Below are 20,058 nucleotides of genomic sequence, written 5' to 3' on the forward strand. Positions count from 1 at the left end.
CCGATGGAGGATCAACCGAAAACCGTGCTTGTCACGGGTTCCACCAGCGGCATCGGGCTCGCCATCGCCAAGCGTTTCGCCGAGGCGGGATATCTGGTCGCGGTGCATGGCATAGAAACGACGGAGGAGGCGACGCAGGCGCTGGAGGCGGTCGCGAAGGTGGCGCGCCACAGACCGGTCTATTTTGCCGCCAACCTCGCCAATTATGATGAAAGCGCCCATCTGCCGGAAACCGTCATTGCCGAATTCGGTCATATCGACGTCCTCGTCAACAATGCCGGCATTCAGAAGGTTGCGCCGATCGACGAGTTCGATTTCGCCGATTTCTCCCGCATCGTCGCCATCTCGCTCGACAGCGCGTTTCACACCATCCATGCGGCCCTGCCGGGCATGAAGGAAAGGGGCTGGGGCCGCATCGTCAACATCGCCTCCGCCCATGGCCTGCGCGCGTCGCCCTTCAAGGGGCCTTATGTGGCGACCAAACATGCGGTGGTGGGTCTGACGAAAAGCGTGGCGCTGGAAGTCGCCGAACTCGGCATTACCTGTAACGCCATCTGCCCCGGTTATGTCTGGACCCCGCTTGTCGCCGCCCAGGTCGCCGATCAGGCGCGCGTGCACGGCATGAGCGAAGAGGACGTGGTGAAGAAGGTGATGCTTGCGCCGCAGCCGACAAGGCGGTTCGTGCAACCGGAAGAAGTGGCGGAAATGGCGCTTTATCTCGCGGGCGATATGGCCCGCTCCATCACCGGCACCACCATCTCCATCGATGGCGGCTGGACGGCGAAATAATTTTCGCGCACGCGCTTTAAGCGAACCGTCTCATCGGCTTCCGGCATTGTTGAGTGGTTTCAATCCTGTATAGTTTTCGTGGACGGCGGGGTCAGCGCCGTGTTCACGGAAAAGCATCATGATGAACACAGGGTCTTTTGAAGCGCCGCTGGCGCGTTCCCGCTTCGATACGCGCCAGGTGCCGAAACGCGACGCCATGGGGCTTTGGCGGGATTCGATCAATGTGCTGTTCGATGCCCGGCTGCGTCGCCCGCAGGATGACGGTTTCTTCGCCAGCGTCGATGCGGCTTTCATCGGCAATGTCGCGCTCGGCCGCACTCAGTCCTCGGCGCAGGATTTCGACCGTTCGCGCCACAAGCTTGCCCGCGACGGCATGGACGGCTTTCTCCTGCAATTCTACGCCAGTGGACAAAGCATGTCGCGACGTGGATCGGGCGAGACCGCAGGCCCCGGCGACCTCTATCTCATCGACATGGCGCAACCGCTGGCGACCGCGACGACAGACCACGACCATCTCAGCCTCGTCGTGCCGCGCCGGCTGCTGGAAGGCAGGCTTGTCGGTTCCGGCAATCATCATGAACGTGTGCTGCCGGCCGGTCTACCGCTGGTATCGCTGCTGCGTGAAACGATGACGAGCATCTATCGCCATTTCGACGTGATGAACGCCAGTGAGGGCGCAGCCACGGTCTCGCCGCTTCTGGACCTTGCCGCAGCCGCCATCAACAATCATGTCGGGCACGACAATGCGCAGGGCGTGCAGCGGGCGCTCCGGGCATCCATCCGGCGCTATATCGACAATCACCTGCTCGATCCGGCGCTGTCGGTGGAGAAGGTGATGGGCGAATTCGGCGTATCACGGCGCACCGTCTATCGGCTTTTCGAGCCGCTGAGAGGGTTTTCGGCCTGCATCACCCATCGGCGTCTTGAACGCGCGATGGATTTTCTGCGGGCACCGCAATCGGCGCATATGACGATTGCCGAGGTGGCGGCGTCCTATGGTTTCACCAATCCGGAAAATTTCAGCCGCGTCTTCAAGAAGACCTTCGGCCTTTCGCCGCGTCAGATGCGGCATTTCGCTTTGGAAAACCGCGACCTCACGTCGGATATTGTGAAGCCGGATAGCGCGGAATGGACCCGCTGGATCGTGCAGCTCGGCCGCTGACCACGCTTTTTCGGATGCCCTTCTGACACTTTATGCGGGTTTGTTGGCACAATCCGACCATTCGCTGAGGCTGCGGCGCGATGGGGATGCGCATATCTTCCAGACGTGCCACACAGGGCAGGTTATTTTTATCAATATATTGCCTGACAATCATGATGCTGAGAATCCTCGCTTTTCTGGACCTGTGTCGCCAATGGCGCCATGCGTTGAAACAACACCTCTCCTTTTCCGGCCCCCGATTTCGCAGGCGGCCATCACCCCTGCCATTGGCGAATTCAGACAGCCCCGCAGACGATCCATCGGAAACGGATGATGGAGCGCGGCGGCCGGTTTCCTGGCTCGGCCTTGGGCAAAGCTTTAGCGCGGTGGATATGGCGGACTGTGACAGGGCGCGTTTGCCGGCCGAATGAGGCTAACGTCGTTTTTCCGCGTCTGGAACAAAACCCTGACCCCAGTGATTAGATCAACAGGGTTACAGGGAGTGAAAGACATGGCCAGAGAAAATGCCAGCTATCTCGACGGTCGGGATGCGCCGAAAAGCGAAACGGCAACGCGCGCGCGGCAGGGATCGCGCGGCCGTCCCGTGCTTGTCATTCTGATCGTCAGCGTGCTTCTTGCATTGGTGGTTTGGGCCGTTGTCGAATATTCGGTTTTCGAACCCGACGAGAACCTGCCGCAGAACCCGCAGACTGAGACTGCGCCCGCCCCGCAGGATTCGACCGGAGCACCGCAAAACCCGTGACCACCGTGGCGTGAAGTTTTTTCGCACCGGTGATAATTTTCATGGAACCAGATCGCGCCCGATTTCATTTCACGCAAAGTGACAGGAATCGGGGGTTTCATTCATGGCAGTCACCGTCACTGCAGTTGTTCTCACGCTGATCGGTCTTGCGCTGTTCGGTTTCGGCTCTCAGCTCGTCATGCTGGGCGGGAGCTTTTATTACGTGCTTTCCGGACTGGCCTTTCTGCTGACGGCCATTCTGCTGTTCAAGCGCAATCGCGCAGCCCTTCACGTCTATGCCGTCTTCATTGTCGCGACGCTCGCCTGGGCCATCTGGGAAGTCGGCTTCGACTGGTGGCAGCTTGGCCCGCGCGGCGGCATCATCATTCTCATCGGCCTCTGGCTTCTGGTTCCCTGGGTCAGAAAGCCGCTCGGTTTTTCGAGCCCGACCGGGCTTAGCTATGGGCCGAATGCCTGGCCGCTTGCCCTTTCCGTCCTCGCCTCCATCGTCGTGGCCGGATATTCCATGGCGCAGGATCCGCACGATACCGCAGGTTCCCTGCCTCAGGAAACGGCCTCGGCCACGCCCGCCTATGGCGGCAATGTGCCTGACGGTGACTGGCATCAATATGGCCGCACACCCTATGGCCAGCGTTATTCGCCGCTCACCCAGGTCAATGTCGACAATGTCTCGCAGCTCAAGGAAGCCTGGCGTTACCAGACGGGCGATGTGAAGCTGCCCGATGATGTGGGTGAAACCACCTATCAGGTGACGCCGCTGAAGATCGGCAATACGCTTTATATCTGCACGCCGCATAATTGGGCGATTGCCATCGATGCCGCCACAGGCAAGGAAAAATGGAAATACGATCCGAATGTCGGTCTCAATCCGGATCGCCAGCACCAGACATGCCGCGGCGTTTCCTATTATGCCGAGCCGAATGCCACGCAGGGCACGGCCTGCGCCGAACGCGTCTACCTGCCGACCTCGGATGCGCGGCTGATCGCGCTCGATGCCGCCACCGGTCAGGTCTGCACGTCCTTTGCCGATCAGGGTGTGCTGCATCTTGAGCAGGGCATGAAATACAACCCCGCCGGTTATTATTATTCGACCTCGCCGCCCGTCATCGTGGCGGGCAAGATCATCATCGGCGGCGCGGTGAACGACAACTATTCCACGCAGGAACAGTCCGGCGTCATCCGCGCTTTCGATGTGAACAGCGGCGCGCTCGTCTGGAACTGGGATTCCGGCAACCCGGCGAAAACCGAACCGATTGCGGCGGGTGAAACCTACACCACCAATTCGCCCAACAGCTGGTCGGTCTTCAGTTACGATGAAGGCCTAGGCCTCGTTTATATCCCGCTCGGCAATCAGGTGCCGGATCAGCTCGGTATGGGCCGCAGCGAGAATGTGGAGAAATATTCCTCCTCCATCGTCGCGCTGGACATAAACACCGGCAAGGATCGCTGGGTGCGCCAGACGGTTCATCACGATCTCTGGGACATGGACGTGCCAGCCCAGCCGGTGCTGCTCGACATCACCAAGGATGGCCAGACCGTGCCGGCCCTCGTCGGCCCCACCAAGCAGGGCGATATCTACGTTCTCGACCGGCGCACCGGCGAGCCGCTTCTGCCGATCACCGAAGAGCCCGCGCCGGGCGGCGCCATCCCGGAGGACTTCACCTCCCCGACGCAACCGACGACGGCCTTGTCCTTCAAGCCGGCGCCCTTGCAGGAAAAGGACATGTGGGGCGTCTCCATGTTCGACCAGCTCGCCTGCCGCATCCGCTTCCATCAGCTGAACTACAAGGGCCGCTATACGCCGCCCTCGCTGACAGGCTCGATCATCTATCCCGGCAATTTCGGCACCTTCAACTGGGGCAGCGTGGCGGTCGATCCCGAGCGTCAGGTGATGTTCGGCATGCCGACCTATCTCGCCTTCACCTCGCGGTTGGTGCCGCGCGCCGACATTCCGCCGAAGGGTCAGGACGAAAAGGGTAGCGAACAGGGCCTGAACCGCAACGACGGCGCGCCCTATGGCGTGTTCATGGGCCCGTTCCTCGGCCCGCTGAAAATCCCCTGCCAGGCCCCGCCATGGGGTTATGTCGCGGGTGCTGACCTGCGCACCGGCGATATCGCCTACAAGCACAAGAACGGCACGGTCCATGACATGACGCCGCTGCCGCTGCCCTTCAAACTGGGTGTGCCGGGCATTGGCGGGCCGATGATCACCAAGGGCGGCGTCGCCTTCCTCGGTGCTGCCGTCGACAACTATCTGCGCGCCTATGACCTGACAACCGGCAGGCAGCTTTGGGAAGCGCGCCTGCCGGCCGGCGGTCAGGCAACGCCGATGACCTATGCGCTGGATGGCGGCAAGCAATATGTGGTGATGGTTGCGGGTGGTCACGGCTCCGTCGGAACCAAGCCGGGCGACTATGTGATCGCCTATACCCTGCCGTAATTTCCGCAGGTTTCAACACGCATAAAAAACCGGAATGGTCGCCCATTCCGGTTTTTTGTTGGTGTCGCAGACAGCGTCATGCCGCCTTTTTCTGAGCTGCCGCATTGATCGAGGTCTTGGCGAGCGAAGTCAGCGCGTCATCGGTCTTGGACTCTTCCTTCAGCGTGGCGTCCAGCAGGGAAACGACATTGCCGTGTCCAAGCTTTTCCGCCCAGGCTTTCAACGTGCCGTAGCGGGCGATCTCGTAATGCTCGACCGCCTGCGCCGACGAGATGAGGCCCGCATCGAGAGCCGCGGTGCCCTTGAAATCGTCGATGATCTCCTCACCTTCGGCAATGATGCCCTGGATCGCCTCGCAGGTCTTGCCCTGCGCCCGCCTGCCGATGATCTCGAACACTTCCTGCAGGCGTTCGATGTGTCCCTGCGTTTCTTCCTTGTGTTTTTCAAAGGCCTGTTTCAGCTTCGGATCGGTCGCCGCCCGGGCCATTTTCGGCAGGGCTTTCAGGATCTGCCTCTCGGCGTAATAGATATCCTTCAGCGTATCGTAAAACAGGTCGTCGAGCTTTTTCTCGGCCATTGTTCCTTCTCCCATGTGTGAAAATGCATGACGTGCGCCCATGCGCACGGGAGACAAACCCTTTGCTGCGCCCATGGTTCCGGCTCGGTTGCGCGCAACGTTTATATTGCCGCGCGGAACCAACACGCCTCTTGCGAACTTAGTGTGAAGAAATTTCGGGAGGAGACGCGACAGTGCCCCAGAGCCTTGCAGAAGAATTTTCCATGAATATTTCCATCCCCTTCGAGGTGCTGCTGGTGCGTGTATTCGGCGCAGTCATCCTGTGCGGCCTGATCGGTCTGGAACGTGAGTTTCACAAGAACACGGCCGGCCTGCGCACCAACATGCTGATCGGCCTTGCCGCCGTCACCTTCTGCGTCATCACCATTCACATGATGGAGACGATGGCGGAAGGCCATGAGGCCGCGCGGCTCGATCCCATCCGGCTGGTGGAGGCCGTGACGGCGGGCATCGCCTTTCTCGCGGCGGGTGTGGTCGTTTATACCAGAGGCGATGTCAAAGGTCTGACGACGGGCGCCAGCATGTGGCTTTCGGCGGCAATCGGCCTCTCGGCCGGCCTTGGCATGTGGCCGCTTGCCCTTCTCGCTTCTGTAATGGGCATTGTCGTTCTGTGGACGCTGCGCCGCATACAGGTGGCGGCGGGCATCAAGGAGGAATGAACGACGTCAGCCGAAGCGGAAAAGATCGGCGTCGGGGTCCTTGCCGCCATTGACGGCGGCGGCCACGATTTCAGCGGCGATCTGGCTGAAAGTGATGCCGTTGCCACCGAAACCCATCACGGCATAGACGTTGTTCATTCCGGGCACCGCGCCAATCAGCGGCAGGCCGGTGGTGGTCGTGCCGAAGGCGGCTGCCCAGCGATATTCCGGCTTTCCCATATCGATGCCGAGAAGCTTTTCGATCTTGCGGCGGATCGTCTCGGCCTTGGCGGCGAGCTTGCGCTCCGACTGGTAGGCGGTGGGGTTTTCCTCGTCCTCGCCTCCGGCGATCATCCGCCCCTCGCGGTCGGTGCGCAGGTAGAGATAGGGATCGGACGCCTCCCAGACGATATGGTTCTCCAGCCAGTCGGGTAGGTCGAGCCCCTTTCTGCTCGCCAGCGCCCAGGTGGAAATGATCTGGTGTTTCGGGCTCTCCAGCATTTTCAGGAATTCATAGCCGGTGCAGAAAACGACATTGCGCGCTGAAAGAATTTTGCCGCCGGCGGTCGCAAGGACAACCTCGTCGCCGAGCTTCCTGAGATCGGTGATCTCAAGCTGAGAGACGATTTCGGCGCCGGCGCCCGCCGTGTGGCGCAGCAGGCCGGCCGTCAGCTGCGCGGGATTGGCGGAGGCCGAAATATCGCTGAGGATGGCCCCGGTCCGGTGCAAGCCGTATTGCTCCCTCAGTTCCGCAGCGGTGAGAAAGCGGGCCTCGATGCCCGCTTCTTTGCGGGCTGCCGTTTCGGCCTTCAACGCGCGCGATCCCATTTCGTCTCCAGCCAGATAAAGGGCCTGTTTGCGCCTCATGCTGCAGGAAATGCCGAGCGAAGAAACGATTTCCTCCAGCCGCAGGACGGCGCGGGCGGAACGCTGCCATGCCCTGTCAGCCGCCTGCCTGCCGATCATCTTTCGAAGCTGTGTCAGCGGCGTGTCGATTTCGTGCTGGATCATCGCGGTGCTGGCAACGCTGCTGCCCATGACCGCCTCGCGCCGGTCGACGATCAGCATGGATTGACCCGGTCGTTGCAGGGCGTGGGACACCAGCGCGCCGCTGATGCCGGCGCCGACGACGATCGTGTCGTAACGGTCGGCCTCCGGCGTGTGCCGGCTGCGGACGCCAATGCGCGGCGTATCAGCCCACACGGGCTTTGAATCCCTGAGGTCGCGTTCTTTCGTCAGTTCCGATGTCGGCATGAAATCATCCTGAAAGGTGTCACGGCTCGGTATAGCCGGCGACATTGATGGTGAGCGTTGCGCTGCGGGGATCGTTGTGGAAGAAAAGCGTGCCGGTGTCGCGAGACTCCGAAGCGACGTAATCGAATGTCACATCGGCGCTCTCCAGCGTTGCGTCGTTTTGCTGCAGGTCGCCGCGCACCTGCACCTGCGCCGCCGTCGTCATGGAAAGGTTGCGGATATCGAACCGCACCCGGTATTGCCCGGCCTGCGCCTCCACACCGGTAACGGCGATTTCGAAGCGGGCATCCTCCGGCCTGTAGCGATAAATGTCATAGCCGATCCAGCCGAGCATGGCGGCGACAAGAAACGTGCAGATGGCGCCCGTCAGCCATTCCACCCAGTGGGGCTCGGGGCTTTCCGTATGTTTGCGGCCCTTGGATATCGTCATCTTGCCCTCACAGGATCAACCGGGCAGAGGCCGCGCCGATCGAGGCGGGAACGCCGAGAATGACGGCGGCATTCATGATCTGCGACAGCGAGGTGTGGTCGAGGCGCTCGAAGGTCCAGAGTGTATAGATGCTGATGGCGATGGCGATGACATAGCCGGGTAGGGTGAAGCGGATGAAGGATTGCCACCACTTCTGCCCTTCGTGAAGCTGGTGCGAACCCTTGAAGTGAAGCGCGTAGACAAAGCCATGCATGATGGCGATTGACAGCAGGCAAAGCGCCAGAATGTGATAGGGCGTCACCTTATAGGCGATCAGGATCATTTCTTCCGTCGGCGCGACATTGAGGCTGAGGAAAAGCGCGCCGACCACCATCATGAACAGTTCGTGCAGATAACCCGTCTCGCCGGAATATTCGCCCTCCTCTTCATCCTCCTCGTCGGAATGCTGACCGAGCTGGCTGCGCCCAAGCAGTGCGCCGATGCTGGCTGGAACGGATTGCAGCGCAATCTTGGCGACGATGTTGGAGGCGGTGATCTGGTCGTTCAGAATGCCGAACAGCAGCAGCACGGCGGCGCTGACGGCGATGCCCAGCCCATAGGCCGTTATCGCATCGCGCAGCGCCTGGCTCCATGAGTGAACATTTTCGAAACCGATGCGGCGGGCGAGAAGCAACAGCAGCGGCAGGTTGAGGATGCAGAGCAGGAGAAGCCGCCAGGAATTGATGTAAAGACCGAGAAACCACATTTCCATGGTCATCAGCATGGGCAGGGCAAACAGCAATGCACCTGCCGTGCCGCGCGCGAGGCCGATCAGAAATTGCCCGACCTCGTCATCGTTCGCATCTCTTCGATTGATTGCCGCCACCATGCCGCCCCCTGTCCAGAGCGATAACGCAATGGCGTTTCTCCGGTTCCGTGGGTTTATTTCGCGGGGTCGATGAGAGCGATGCCGAATTCCGGGCGATAACTGCGCCGCAATTCCGCAGGTGTTTCGCGGATGACGACTTCCAGCGTCGGCCGCACCACCCCTTTTAGAAAATGGCCGCCCTTGGTGGAGCCATCGGCAAAGCCCAGAACCACATGCAGGTGCGGATTGGGCGTGTCGTTCTCGTCAAGGGTGATATCGCCGAGCAGGCTCAGAACCTCGCTCTGGTCGGTGACCGGTATTTCCTTATAGTCCCGCGTCGAAAGATCGAAAAAGGCGAGTGTTGCCGTGGCGAAGGCGCCTATCGCGCTCACCGAGGCGGCGTTGATGTTCTCGACCTTGGCAAAGCGCCTGATGGCCTCGAAGGCTTCTTCCTCGGGATCGATGACGAGGATGAAGGTACGCTCCGCGCCGCTTGCCAGCAATCTGCTTTTCATGTGTTCCTCCCAAATAGAAGTGCCGCCGGAAAACCGGCGGCACGGGAATAGGGGTGTGTGTCTTAAGCGGCGCGGCGTTCGTGGCGGCCTTCCTCGACCTCTTCCACGATCTTGGCGACGAAGGCGTCAAGATCGTCAGGGCTGCGGGAGGTAATGATTCCCTTGTCGGTCACCACCTTTTCATCCTTCCAGTTTGCGCCGGCGTTCTTGAGGTCGGTCTTGATCGACCAATAGGAGGTGGCGTCGCGGCCCCGCAGGGCGTCGGCTTCTACAAGCAGCCAGGGTGCGTGGCAGATGGCGGCCACAACCTTGCCGGATTTGATGAAATCACGCACCACCCGCATCGCATCCTCGTCATGGCGCAGAACGTCCGGATTGATCTGGCCGCCGGGTAGAACCAGCGCGTCAAAATCTTCGGTTTTTACGGCCTTGGCGGATAGATCGACGGCGATGCTGTCACCCCAGTCTTTCTTGTCCCAGCTCTTGATCTCGCCCTCCTTGATGGAGGCGACCTTCACGTCTGCACCTTTGGCCTTCAGCTGGTCATAGGGCACGCGCAATTCGGAACGCTCATAGCCGTCCGTTGCGAGAATGAGGATTTTTGCAGCGTTGATGGCAGTCATGTCTGTCTCCTTTCGGGTTCAGTCTTCCTTGTCGGAATTGATGGAGGGAAGGAAAAATTCCACGTCCTTGAGCCGCTCCGCGTCGAGATTTTCGATATGCGTTTGCCAGAACCGTTCGGCTTCCTCCGGTTCGTGCTGCCATTGGCGCACGAAGGTCTTGTTGTCGTCGATCATCACCTGACGCGTGCCGCCGAGACGCAAATATTCTTCCGCAAGTCTGCGTGTTTCGGTCTTTTCCATGTCGCGGCTCCTTGTGCGTGGAAAGCGGGAACGGAGGGGTGCCGGATGGGTAAGAAGCTCGGCTGCCATTTCGTTGGCCACCGGGAGAAAACGGAAAAATCCCGATGTTCTTCAGCGCCATCGCGTCCGTTTGACACGGCGGCCCCTCCTGCTGGAACAACGTGAGCTTTCCGGTAAGGTTCCGCAGTTTTTTCGGCGGCCTCGTTGCTGGTGCCGAATGTATCGCGCGCAATTTTTTACCGGAACAAACGGGCATGTCCCGCTGTTTTATCCCCGATGCAGGGGAGGCAGCATGGCAGCCAGACAGAGCGACGACGAATACCGCGGTGACAACGACAACAAGGGTTTCTGGTCGATCGATTTCGGCAACTCACCGGTTATAGGCACGGCCATTCACGACGGTCATCGCATTAGACCGGACATATCCGGGCTCATCGCCCTTTCCCCGGAACAGCGGCTGCGGGAGGAAGACCCTTTAACCGGTGAGATGATCGCGGGACTGACGAACCGTCTCGTCGTTCACCATTCGCGTTTCGAAATCGATCTCAACCGTGCGGCCGATCAGGCGATCTATCTGAAGCCGGAACAATCCTGGGGGCTTGAGGTCTGGAAAGAGGAGCCGGCGCAGAAAGCTATCCGGCAATCGCTCGATTTTCACGCCGACTATTATGCGATGCTGGAGACAGTGCTCTCTGCAATCGAAAGGCGGCACGGCGCCTTCGTCGTGCTGGATGTACACAGCTATAATCATCGCCGGCAGGGCGCCGCTGCGCCGCCGACGGCGCAGGCGGAGGCGCCCGATATCAATATAGGCACCTTTTCCATGGATCGCAGCCGCTGGGGCGATATCGTGAGCGCGGTCGGGCACCACTTCGCGTCAGCGACCATCGGCGGACGCCGCCTCGATGTTCGCGAGAACGTTGCGTTCCAGGGCAAGGGGGAGCAGACCCGTTTCATCCACGAAAGGTTCGCCGAAAATGGCTGCGCCATCGCAATCGAGTTCAAGAAATTCTTCATGGACGAGTGGACGGGAAAGCCGGATGCGCGTGTGGTGGCGGATATTCGTCAAGCGATAACGGCACTCCAGCCGGTGCTCGAAGAGTGCCTGAGGTCGCGGCGATGAATCTCTCTTCCGCCCGCAGCGCACCGTCTCCCATCGCCGATCTGGTCGATGATGTCGTGTCCTGCCTCAAGGCTGGCAAGGCCATCCGCCGCGATGTCGGCAAAGACGGTCGTCTGCATATCGACCGGCCGCTGCCATTCCTCTGCCTGCATCTGACGGGCGGCACGAAAAATCTCGCCGCCCGCGATATCGCCGCCGCCCATGCCTCCTATCTGATCGCGTCGACCATTCAGGAGGCTGCACCGCTGATCGAGGCCGTTGGCACGGTCATGCGGCAGCGCTTCGGCGCATTCATCGTCCTCGATATCGGTGAGCTGGAGCATGACATCCTGCTGGCCGACGATTCGCCTTTCCTGCCGCATTATGAGGTTTCCGTCTCGGCGACGGCTGAGCCAGAAACGCAGAATGCCCGCCGGGTCTTCATCAAGGCGGTTTGCGATGCCGAAGTGCGTTTTCGCACGCCGCGCATCACCCGGCCGGAACCGGATGCCGATCCCGTTCTGCGCTTCAAAAAAGCGGGCCTCGATTTTCCCTGTATCAGCGTGCGTTTTGCGCCGATCTACCGCCAGCCGGAATCCGGTGCGGATTATCCGGGCCTGCGGGTGACGATGATCGCCGATCTTTTCGATGCCGGTCTGCAGGCTTTTTCATCCTTCGCTTCGGGCAAGGACGCGCTCAAGGTTACCAGCCATCGGGCGCTGGGGCGCAAGGCCTTCGTCGATGCCGTCAGGCGTGCCGACCGGTCCATTGACGATATTGTTTCATCCTTCGATTTTCTGCTTTCCGTCACGCCCATCAATGCCCGCCGGGCATTTGAGGAGTTTCGCGATGGCGGCTTTCAGTTTGCGCCACGCCTGCTTTATCGGCCGCTTGGCGTTGATGTCGAGGAGCAGAAACGCAAGCTCTATTCTGTCGTGTTCGATCATCTGGAAGACCCGGTGCTCTATCATCTCTACCGGGAGAAACAGCAGGAGATCGACCTGCAACTGACGATGCTTGCGAACCTGCACCACCGCACCTTCACCGATTTTTCACGCGCCCTTTACGGTGGGGTCGAGCCCGCTCTTCTGACGCTGGCGCTTCGTGTGCTCGAGGATTGTCCGCGCAGGGATGAGAGCGGCGAAATCGCCATGGTCGATTGTTACGCGGTCGCCAAGAAGTCGCGGGAGATGGTCGAGACCTATCTTGCGGAAGCCCCGGAATTCAAGGCGCGCGTTGAAATCCGCGACGACCTGCCGCCGGGCCTGATGGTGACGGGCGAGAAGCTTTTGATTTCCCGCCACACTGTTATGGAACAGCGCCGTGTAGAGGCACTGCTGTCGCATGAGATCGGCGTGCATCTTCTGACCTATTTCAACGGCTCGTTTCAGGGGCTGCGTCTCTTCCGCACCGGCCTTTCCGGTTATGAGGGCGTGCAGGAAGGGCTGGCTGTGCTGGCGGAACATCTGGCCGGCGGCATGACGCGTGAGCGCCTGCGGCTGATCGCCGGCCGCGTTATCGGCTGCGCCGCCATGCTGGATGGTGCGAGCTTCGTGGAGACCTTCCGCACCATGACCCGCGATCACGGTTTCGATGAGGCCGGGGCCTTCAACATGGTGCTGCGCATCTATCGCGGCGGCGGTCTTTCCAAGGATGCGATCTATCTGCGCGGGCTGGCGGAGGTGCTGGATCATCTGCGCAGGGGCGGGGCGCTCGATCCGTTCTGGATGGGCAAGATCGCCGCCGCCCATTTTCCGGTGATGCAGGAGCTTGCCCTGCGCGGCCTGTTGCGGCCGCCGGGCGTCAGGCCCGCATTTCTGCTGCCCGCCAAGGCCAATGAACGGCTGGAAAAAATACGGGCGGGATTATCCATTGCCGAACTGGCGACATTATAGGAGGGGCTTCATGCGTATCGCATTTTTCGTCAATTCCATCGAAACAGAGGGACCGAACTACGCGACCGGGCTGCTTGCCATGGCCGCACTCAATCGCGGTCATGAGGTGGTCTATCTGACGCCCGGCGATTTCACATTGCGCTCGGACGACAGCCTGACCATTCACGCCACCGTGCTGCCGAAGGGCAAAATCAAGAAAGGCGAGACGTTCCATTCCACACTTCAGGACAAGGCGCTGGAGCGGCGAACCATGGATGTGGAGGAAATCGATGCGCTGATGCTCCGCAACGACCCCTCGCTCGACCAGACGACGCGGCCATGGGCGGTGCATGCCGGCATCCTGTTCGGGCGGCTGGCCGAACAGCGGGGCGTCGTCGTGCTGAACGATCCCGAAGGTCTGGCGCTCGCGCAGAATAAGCTCTATTTCCAGAGCTTTCCCGAAATCGTCCGCCCGACCACGATCATTTCGCGCAATGTCGAGGAGATCCGCGCCTTTGCCGACGCGCACCCCAAGGGCGTCATCGTCAAGCCGCTGCAGGGCTCGGGCGGCAAGAACGTCTTCAAGATCGGCTCCAGCAAAGAGACCAATCTCAACCAGATTTTCGAGGCGGTGAGCCTTGAGGGATATCTGATCGCGCAAGCTTATCTGCCGGCCGCCAAGGATGGCGACATCCGCTTCTTCATGATGAATGGCCGGCCGCTGATGCGTGAAGGCAAATATGCCGCCCTTCGCCGTGTGCCCGCCAAGGGCGACCTGCGCTCCAATATCCATGCCCATGGCACGGCGGAAGCCGTGAAGGTGACGGATGAGATCGTGGCGCTTGCCGAAATGGTGCGGCCGAAGCTGGTGGAGGACGGCATGTTCCTCGTCGGGCTCGATATCGTTGGCGACAAGATACTGGAAGTGAACGTGTTTTCCCCGGGTGGCCTTTCCAATATCCGCGATCTCACGGAGATGGATTTCAGCGACACGATCATCGAGGCCGTCGAAACCAAGATCACCATGCAGAGCGCTTCCGGCGGCACCATCTCCAACCGCCTGCTGGCGACGTTGTGAGGTTATTCCCGTAATTCGGTCGGGTGCATCTCGCGATACCAGGCGACGAGGGCCTTGATGCCCTCTTCGACCGGGGTTTGCGGCACGTAACCGGTCAATGCCCTTAGAAGATCGGGCGAGGCGAAGGTGCGGGGAACATCGCCCTGCTGCATCGGCAGCATGTTGCGGATTGCGGGTTTCCCGACCGCCTTTTCGACCGTCTCGACGAAATGCATCAGCTCCACCGGCTGGCCGCCGCCGATATTGACCACGCGGAAGGGCGCGTGATGCGAGAGCGTATCGGTGACGCCTTCCTGCGTGACGCGGTTTTCCTCGGACGGGATAACCGTGCTCAACCGGACGATGCCCTCCACCAGATCGTCGATATAGGTGAAGTCGCGGCTCATATTGCCTTGCCCGTAAATATCGATCGGCCGGCCGTTGGAAACGGCGTCGACGAATTTGATCGGCGCCATGTCCGGCCGTCCCCAGGGGCCGTAAACCGTAAAGAAACGGAAGGCGGTGGTGGGCAGCTTGTGCAGATGGGCATAGCTATGCGCCATCAGCTCCATCGATTTTTTGGTGGCCGCGTAGAGCGTCATCGGCTCGTCGGCCTTGTCGCTTTCCGCGAAGGGGATTTTTTCGTTGGCGCCATAGATGGAGGAGGTCGATGCCAGCATCAGGTGCTTGACCTGCAAGCTTCTCGCGAGCTCCAGCATGTTGAACGAGCCGATGAGATTGGAATCGATATAGGCCCGTGGATTTTCAAGGCTGTAACGGACGCCTGCCTGTGCGGCGAGGTGGATGATGATTTCCGGTTCGGCGGCTTCTGCCGCGCGCTTCAGCGCATCCGTATCTTCCAGCATGCCGATTTCGGCCCGGAAGCCGTTGGAGCGGGAAAGAATGGCGTGGCGTTTTTCCTTGAGGCTGACATCGTAATATTTCGTCATGCCGTCGAAACCGGTCACGAAATGGCCGGCGTCCAAAAGTCGCTTGGCAACATAAAAGCCGATGAAGCCAGCCGTGCCGGTAACCAGATAACGCATGATGATTATATCCCGAATCCGTTGGTGCGTTTGCGGTCTGACCGAAGCGCAGAAAACCTTTTAATGAAATGGCGAAAACGAAACCTCTATGCGCCCTTGTCGGAACCGCCTTCGTGCGGACGGCCGACGGCGGCATAGATGAAGCCATGCGCGGCAACCTCATCCGTGCGGTAGATATTGCGCAGGTCCACCAGAACAGGGGTTTTCATGATCGCCTTCAGGCGCGGCAGGTCGAGTGCACGGAACTGGTTCCATTCCGTCACGATCACCACGGCGTCGGCATCTTCGGCTGCCTCGTATGGACCGGCCGCATAGTCGATGTCTTCCATCAGATGGCGGGCATTCGCCATGCCTTCCGGATCGTAACCGACCACTTTCGCACCGCCGTCCTGCAGGGTCTGGATGATGGCGATTGCCGGGCTGTCGCGCATGTCGTCGGTATTCGGCTTGAAGGTGAGGCCGAGCACGGCGATCTTCTTGCCGCGCACATCGCCGCCCACCGCATTGATGACCTTGCGGCCCATGGCGCGCTTGCGGTTGTCGTTGATGGCGATGGTGGTCTCGATCAGCCGCACCGGCGCATCATAGTCCTGCGCGGTTTTCGCAAGCGCCAGCGTGTCCTTCGGGAAACAGGAGCCGCCATAACCGGGGCCGGCATGCAGGAATTTCGAACCGATACGGCCATCGAGGCCGATCCCGCGCGAAACATCCTGCACATTGGCGCCGACCTTTTCGCAGAGGTCAGCCATTTCGTTGATGAAGGTGATCTTCATCGCCAGAAAGGCGTTGGCGGCATATTTGATGAGTTCGGAAGCGCGTCTTGTGGTGAAGAGCAGCGGCGACTGATTGAGATAGAGCGGGCGGTAAACCTCGGTCATGACGGGGCGGGCGCGCTCATCCGAAAGGCCGACGACGATGCGGTCCGGCCGCTTGAAATCCTCGATGGCGGCACCTTCGCGCAGGAATTCCGGGTTGGAGACAACCGCAAAATCGGCCGAGGGGTTTTCCTCGTGGATGATGCGCTCCACCTCGTCGCCGGTGCCGACGGGAACGGTGGATTTGGTGACGATGACGGTGAAGCCGTCAAGCGCATGGGCGATCTCTTTCGCCGCCGCATAGACATAACCGAGATCGGCATGGCCATCGCCGCGCCGCGAGGGCGTGCCGACCGCGATGAAGACGACATCGGCATTGGCGACGGCTGCGGAAAGATCGGTGGTGAAGCTCAACCGCCCGGCCTTGGCATTGTTGGCGACGATGGTCTCCAGGCCCGGTTCGAAGATCGGAATATGGCCGTTTTTCAGGGCCTCGATCTTCTCCGGCATCTTGTCGACGCAGACCACGTCATGGCCGAAATCGGCAAAACACGCGCCGGACACGAGGCCGACATAACCCGAACCGATCATCACAATCCGCATTCTTTTTCCTTTCGGTTAGCGAGGCCATGTTAACGCGGCAATATCAGCCGGGGAAATCGGCGGATGAAAATCGCATGATAATATTTAGCCGCCTTCATGCCCGTCGCCAAGCGCCACGATCAACACCGGCTAACCTCTTTCCATGACGGGGATGTGATGGCCATGGCGGGACAAATTTGCCGCACCTTGCAGCCATTTGCACTGGCCGGGTCCAATCGGGCGATTTTACTTCTTTTGCGGCTTGCACTCATAGGTAGCCGGGTCTAGCCATAGGGGTGAGGATCAAATCTGCCAGACTGTCTGTCCCTTGAAGGGGCGTCCGGGTCGCGTTCCACGCGGCCGGGGGATGCTTTGCATTGCGGTCGGTGTTTGGGGACGTTCAAATGCAAAAGGGTTTTCTGCTCGGTCTGTTCGCTTATGCGACCTTTTCCATGGGCGATGCCACCATCAAGTCGCTTGGATCGCAGATCAGCGTTTTCGAAATCGGCTTCTTCAGCATTCTGTTTTCCGGCATCTTCATTTTCTTCAGCAAGCCGCGCGAGGAAAGGTGGCGTGAATTCTGGCGCATGAGCCGGCCCTTTGCCGTGCACGGGCGCGCCATCTCAGGCCTTTTCGCGGGTATTTTCGGCATCTATGCCTTCACCACCATTCCGCTGGCGGAATCCTATGCGCTGATTTTCCTGTCGCCGCTCTTCGTGACCGTGCTTTCCGCCGTCGTGCTGAAGGAGAATATCGGCCCATGGCGCTGGGCGGCGGTTCTGGCGGGTATCGTCGGCGTGATCCTCGTCGTGCGGCCAGGCTTCAAGACACTGGAACTCGGGCATTTCGCCGCCATCGGCGTTGCGTTCCTCGCGGCAATGACCATCGTTTTGCTGCGCTCGCTTGCGGGCAAGGAAAAGCGCACCTCGATCATGGGCGTGCTGCTGATCTACGGCCTCACCTTCAACGGCATTGCCTCCATCCCCGAATTCGTCATGCCCAACCTGCACCAGCTTCTGGCCTTCGCCTTCATCGGCCTTTGCACGGCAACGGGGCAGATCACCCTTCTGGTTGCAACCCGCATCGCGCCGGCAAGCCAGATCGCGCCATCGCATTATTCGCAAATCCTCTGGGCGGTGGCGATCGGCATGGCCTTCTTCCACGAATATCCGGATGCGGTCGCCGTGCTTGGTCTGGCCGTCATCGCCGCATCGGGACTGCTGACGATGATCCGCGAAAAGGTGAGGCTTGGCACCGTGCGCTGGAACCCGTTTTTCCGCAATCGCCTGTGAATTCACCCTTGATCGGAAACAGTGCGTCAACCGAAGCGCGGCTTGTGAAGCGGTGGCAACCCGGCCGATAAGGCTTTCATCTTTAGATGAACGGAGAGCCGCGAATGCTCGTGGATGGAAAATGGACTGCCGAATGGCATCCGGTGCAGGCAACCGACAAGAAGGGCGGCTTCGTTCGCCAGACCTCCGGCTTCCGCAACTGGGTAACGCCTGACGGTTCGGCGGGGCCGACGGGCGAGGGCGGTTTTGCGGCCGAAAGCGGCCGTTATCATCTTTACGTCGCGCTGATCTGCCCTTGGGCGTCGCGCACGCTGATCGGCCGAAAGCTGAAAAAGCTGGAGGAGGTGATTTCCGTTTCCGTGGTTGAGCCCGCCCTTTTCGACGAGGGCTGGAAATTCGGCGACTATCCGGGTTCGGACCGCGATACGCTCAACGGCTTTACCTATATGCACGAGGTCTATACCAGCGCGGATCCGCATTATACCGGCCGGGCCACCGTGCCCGTGCTTTGGGATAAAAAGACGAAAACCATCGTCAACAACGAATCCGCCGATATTCTACGCATGCTGAATTCCGGTTTCGGCGCTCTGGCCGATAATAGCGTGGACCTCTATCCAGAGGCGCTGCGCGATGAGATCGACGCTCTCAATGACCACATCTATCCGCGCCTCAACAACGGCGTTTACAGAACCGGTTTCGCCACCACGCAGGTTGCTTATGAAGAGGCCTTTGCCGATGTGTTTGCGACGCTTCAGGAGCTCGAAAGCCGCCTCATCTCAGGCGGGCCTTTCCTTTTCGGCGATCACCTGACCGAAACGGATGTCCGGCTCTTCGTGACGCTGGTTCGTTTCGATGCCGCCTATTATGGCCTGTTCAAATGCAATCTTCGCCGCATCGCCGATTATCCTGCGCTGCAGGCCTATATGATGCGAGTGCTGACCATTCCGGGCGTGCGCGACACGGTCAATATCGACCATATCAAGCGCGGTTATTATTCCATCAAGGCGCTCAACCCGACCCGCATCGTGCCCGTCGGCCCCGATCTTCCGGGGCTGTATGACGTTTCTCTCCATCCTTCGAACTGAGCGGATGACGGATTACACCGGTTTGCCGACCTGATCGAGCAGCCAGGCCTGAAAGGCGCGGGCCAGCGCATTGTCCTGCCGTCCTTCCGGAAGGGCGACGTAATAGCTCTTGTCGGTCTGCAAGGGGATGTCGAAGACGATTTCGAGGCGGCCGGAGGCGATCTCCGCCTCGATGAGATATTTCGGCAGAAGGGCAAAGCCGATGCCGCTTGCGGCGGCCTCAATGATCATCGAGAACTGGTCGAAACGGCTGCCCTGATAGGCATTCTCGGCTGTCACCCCGTTCATCTCCAGCCATTCCGTCCATAGTTTCGGCCGCGTCGTCACATGCAGCAGCGGCTGCCCGGTCAGATCCTGCGGCTTGCTCACGCTGGCGCGGCGCAGCAGGGCGGGGCTTGCGACTGGCACAATGACTTCGTTGCACAAAAATGTGCAGGTGCCATGCGCCCAGACCGGCTGGCCGTAGTGAATGGCGAGATCGAAACCTTCTTCATCAAAATCGAAGGGATGCGAGCGGGAGCCGATGGTGATCGTTATTTCCGGATTGGCGTCGATGAAGCGGTGGAGGCGCGGCATCAGCCAGCGGCTGCCGAATGTCGGCAGTGTCGCGACGGAAAGCGATGCGTGCGATGTTCCGGCTGAAACCGCGCGCACCATCAGCTGCTCGGATTGCTGCAACAGGCGCCGCACATCCGGCAGGAATTTACGCCCCGCCTCCGAAAGCACCACCCGCCTGCGGATGCGCTCGAAAAGCTGCATTCCCGTCTGCGCTTCCAGTTCGCCGATCTGCCGGCTCACCGCGCTCTGCGTGAGGTTGAGTTCTTCCGCCGCACGCGTAAAATTGCCATGCCGTGCCGCGCATTCGAACGCCTGCAGGGTAACGATGTCAGGGACCAGTCTTCTGCGCGGATCCATTCCATTCTCGCATCAACTTACCCGCTTTCCTCA

The 20,058-nt window shown here is 60.2% G+C and carries 20 protein-coding genes; 10 read left to right on the forward strand and 10 right to left on the reverse strand.

What is annotated here, in order from left to right; translation table 11 throughout:
* The first annotated feature begins 3 nt into the window (after positions 1–3).
* The 4 genes from FGF54_RS21355 (at position 4) to FGF54_RS21375 (ending at position 5,133) form a co-directional block, all read left to right on the forward strand.
* On the forward strand, positions 4–789 hold the full coding sequence (locus tag FGF54_RS21355; RefSeq protein WP_142781034.1) for a 3-hydroxybutyrate dehydrogenase: 786 nt from the start codon (positions 4–6) through the stop codon (positions 787–789).
* A 118-nt stretch (positions 790–907) separates the two neighbouring features.
* Positions 908–1,951, forward strand: a complete 1,044-nt coding sequence (locus FGF54_RS21360; protein ID WP_142781035.1) for a helix-turn-helix domain-containing protein — start codon at positions 908–910, stop codon at positions 1,949–1,951.
* Between the two features lie 490 nt (positions 1,952–2,441).
* Entirely contained in the window at positions 2,442–2,693 is a 252-nt protein-coding gene (locus tag FGF54_RS21370) for a hypothetical protein (RefSeq protein ID WP_142781036.1), read from the forward strand.
* A 103-nt stretch (positions 2,694–2,796) separates the two neighbouring features.
* The gene (locus tag FGF54_RS21375; protein WP_142781037.1) at positions 2,797–5,133 is read left to right on the forward strand and encodes a glucose/quinate/shikimate family membrane-bound PQQ-dependent dehydrogenase; all 2,337 of its coding nucleotides are present in this window, start codon (positions 2,797–2,799) and stop codon (positions 5,131–5,133) included.
* Between the two features lie 76 nt (positions 5,134–5,209).
* Here FGF54_RS21375 and FGF54_RS21380 read toward each other — a convergent pair whose 3' ends face one another.
* The gene (locus FGF54_RS21380; protein WP_020811535.1) at positions 5,210–5,710 is read right to left on the reverse strand and encodes a ferritin-like domain-containing protein; all 501 of its coding nucleotides are present in this window, start codon (positions 5,708–5,710) and stop codon (positions 5,210–5,212) included.
* Between the two features lie 173 nt (positions 5,711–5,883).
* Between FGF54_RS21380 and FGF54_RS21385 the strand changes: the two genes are divergently transcribed.
* Positions 5,884–6,369 (forward strand): MgtC/SapB family protein, encoded by a 486-nt coding sequence (locus FGF54_RS21385; protein ID WP_059756862.1) that lies wholly within the window; start codon positions 5,884–5,886, stop codon positions 6,367–6,369.
* Positions 6,370–6,375: 6 nt separating this feature from the next.
* Here the strand turns inward: FGF54_RS21385 and FGF54_RS21390 are convergent, their stop codons facing one another.
* The 6 genes from FGF54_RS21390 to FGF54_RS21415 form a co-directional block, all read right to left on the reverse strand.
* Complete coding sequence (locus FGF54_RS21390; protein WP_142781038.1) at positions 6,376–7,602, reverse strand: FAD-binding oxidoreductase; 1,227 nt, start codon at positions 7,600–7,602, stop codon at positions 6,376–6,378.
* Between the two features lie 19 nt (positions 7,603–7,621).
* The gene (locus FGF54_RS21395) at positions 7,622–8,032 is read right to left on the reverse strand and encodes a TIGR02588 family protein (protein WP_142781039.1); all 411 of its coding nucleotides are present in this window, start codon (positions 8,030–8,032) and stop codon (positions 7,622–7,624) included.
* 7 nt (positions 8,033–8,039) lie between these two features.
* Positions 8,040–8,900, reverse strand: a complete 861-nt coding sequence (locus FGF54_RS21400) for a TIGR02587 family membrane protein (RefSeq protein ID WP_142781040.1) — start codon at positions 8,898–8,900, stop codon at positions 8,040–8,042.
* A gap of 53 nt (positions 8,901–8,953) precedes the next feature.
* Entirely contained in the window at positions 8,954–9,394 is a 441-nt protein-coding gene (locus FGF54_RS21405) for a PPC domain-containing DNA-binding protein (RefSeq protein ID WP_142781041.1), read from the reverse strand.
* Positions 9,395–9,456: 62 nt separating this feature from the next.
* The gene (locus FGF54_RS21410) at positions 9,457–10,017 is read right to left on the reverse strand and encodes a type 1 glutamine amidotransferase domain-containing protein (RefSeq protein ID WP_142781042.1); all 561 of its coding nucleotides are present in this window, start codon (positions 10,015–10,017) and stop codon (positions 9,457–9,459) included.
* 18 nt (positions 10,018–10,035) lie between these two features.
* Positions 10,036–10,257, reverse strand: a complete 222-nt coding sequence (locus tag FGF54_RS21415; protein WP_142781043.1) for a hypothetical protein — start codon at positions 10,255–10,257, stop codon at positions 10,036–10,038.
* A gap of 292 nt (positions 10,258–10,549) precedes the next feature.
* Here FGF54_RS21415 and FGF54_RS21425 point away from each other — a divergent pair, with 292 nt between their 5' ends.
* From FGF54_RS21425 to FGF54_RS21435, 3 genes are read left to right on the forward strand one after another with little or no spacing between them, the layout of a single operon-like run.
* The gene (locus FGF54_RS21425; RefSeq protein ID WP_142781606.1) at positions 10,550–11,380 is read left to right on the forward strand and encodes an N-formylglutamate amidohydrolase; all 831 of its coding nucleotides are present in this window, start codon (positions 10,550–10,552) and stop codon (positions 11,378–11,380) included.
* Entirely contained in the window at positions 11,377–13,254 is a 1,878-nt protein-coding gene (locus FGF54_RS21430; RefSeq protein ID WP_142781044.1) for a flavohemoglobin expression-modulating QEGLA motif protein, read from the forward strand. Before FGF54_RS21425 ends, FGF54_RS21430 begins: the two co-directional genes overlap by 4 nt.
* Positions 13,255–13,264: 10 nt before the next feature.
* Positions 13,265–14,311: a glutathione synthase gene (locus FGF54_RS21435; protein ID WP_003522515.1), complete on the forward strand. Its 1,047-nt coding sequence runs from the start codon at positions 13,265–13,267 to the stop codon at positions 14,309–14,311.
* A gap of 2 nt (positions 14,312–14,313) precedes the next feature.
* Here FGF54_RS21435 and FGF54_RS21440 read toward each other — a convergent pair whose 3' ends face one another.
* Positions 14,314–15,336 (reverse strand): NAD-dependent epimerase, encoded by a 1,023-nt coding sequence (locus tag FGF54_RS21440; RefSeq protein ID WP_142781045.1) that lies wholly within the window; start codon positions 15,334–15,336, stop codon positions 14,314–14,316.
* A gap of 86 nt (positions 15,337–15,422) precedes the next feature.
* A complete protein-coding gene (locus FGF54_RS21445; RefSeq protein ID WP_142781046.1) occupies positions 15,423–16,754 on the reverse strand; it encodes a UDP-glucose/GDP-mannose dehydrogenase family protein in 1,332 nt (443 codons plus the stop codon).
* A gap of 383 nt (positions 16,755–17,137) precedes the next feature.
* Here FGF54_RS21445 and FGF54_RS21450 point away from each other — a divergent pair, with 383 nt between their 5' ends.
* Both FGF54_RS21450 and FGF54_RS21455 read left to right on the forward strand, forming a co-directional pair.
* Positions 17,138–18,025 (forward strand): DMT family transporter, encoded by an 888-nt coding sequence (locus FGF54_RS21450; protein ID WP_142781047.1) that lies wholly within the window; start codon positions 17,138–17,140, stop codon positions 18,023–18,025.
* A gap of 104 nt (positions 18,026–18,129) precedes the next feature.
* On the forward strand, positions 18,130–19,110 hold the full coding sequence (locus FGF54_RS21455) for a glutathione S-transferase family protein (RefSeq protein WP_142781048.1): 981 nt from the start codon (positions 18,130–18,132) through the stop codon (positions 19,108–19,110).
* Positions 19,111–19,122: 12 nt separating this feature from the next.
* Here FGF54_RS21455 and FGF54_RS21460 read toward each other — a convergent pair whose 3' ends face one another.
* Positions 19,123–20,025 (reverse strand): LysR family transcriptional regulator, encoded by a 903-nt coding sequence (locus FGF54_RS21460; protein ID WP_142781049.1) that lies wholly within the window; start codon positions 20,023–20,025, stop codon positions 19,123–19,125.
* Between the last annotated feature and the right edge of the window lie 33 nt (positions 20,026–20,058).

The organism is Agrobacterium sp. T29, from assembly GCF_006970545.1.
GTDB lineage: Bacteria > Pseudomonadota > Alphaproteobacteria > Rhizobiales > Rhizobiaceae > Agrobacterium > Agrobacterium leguminum.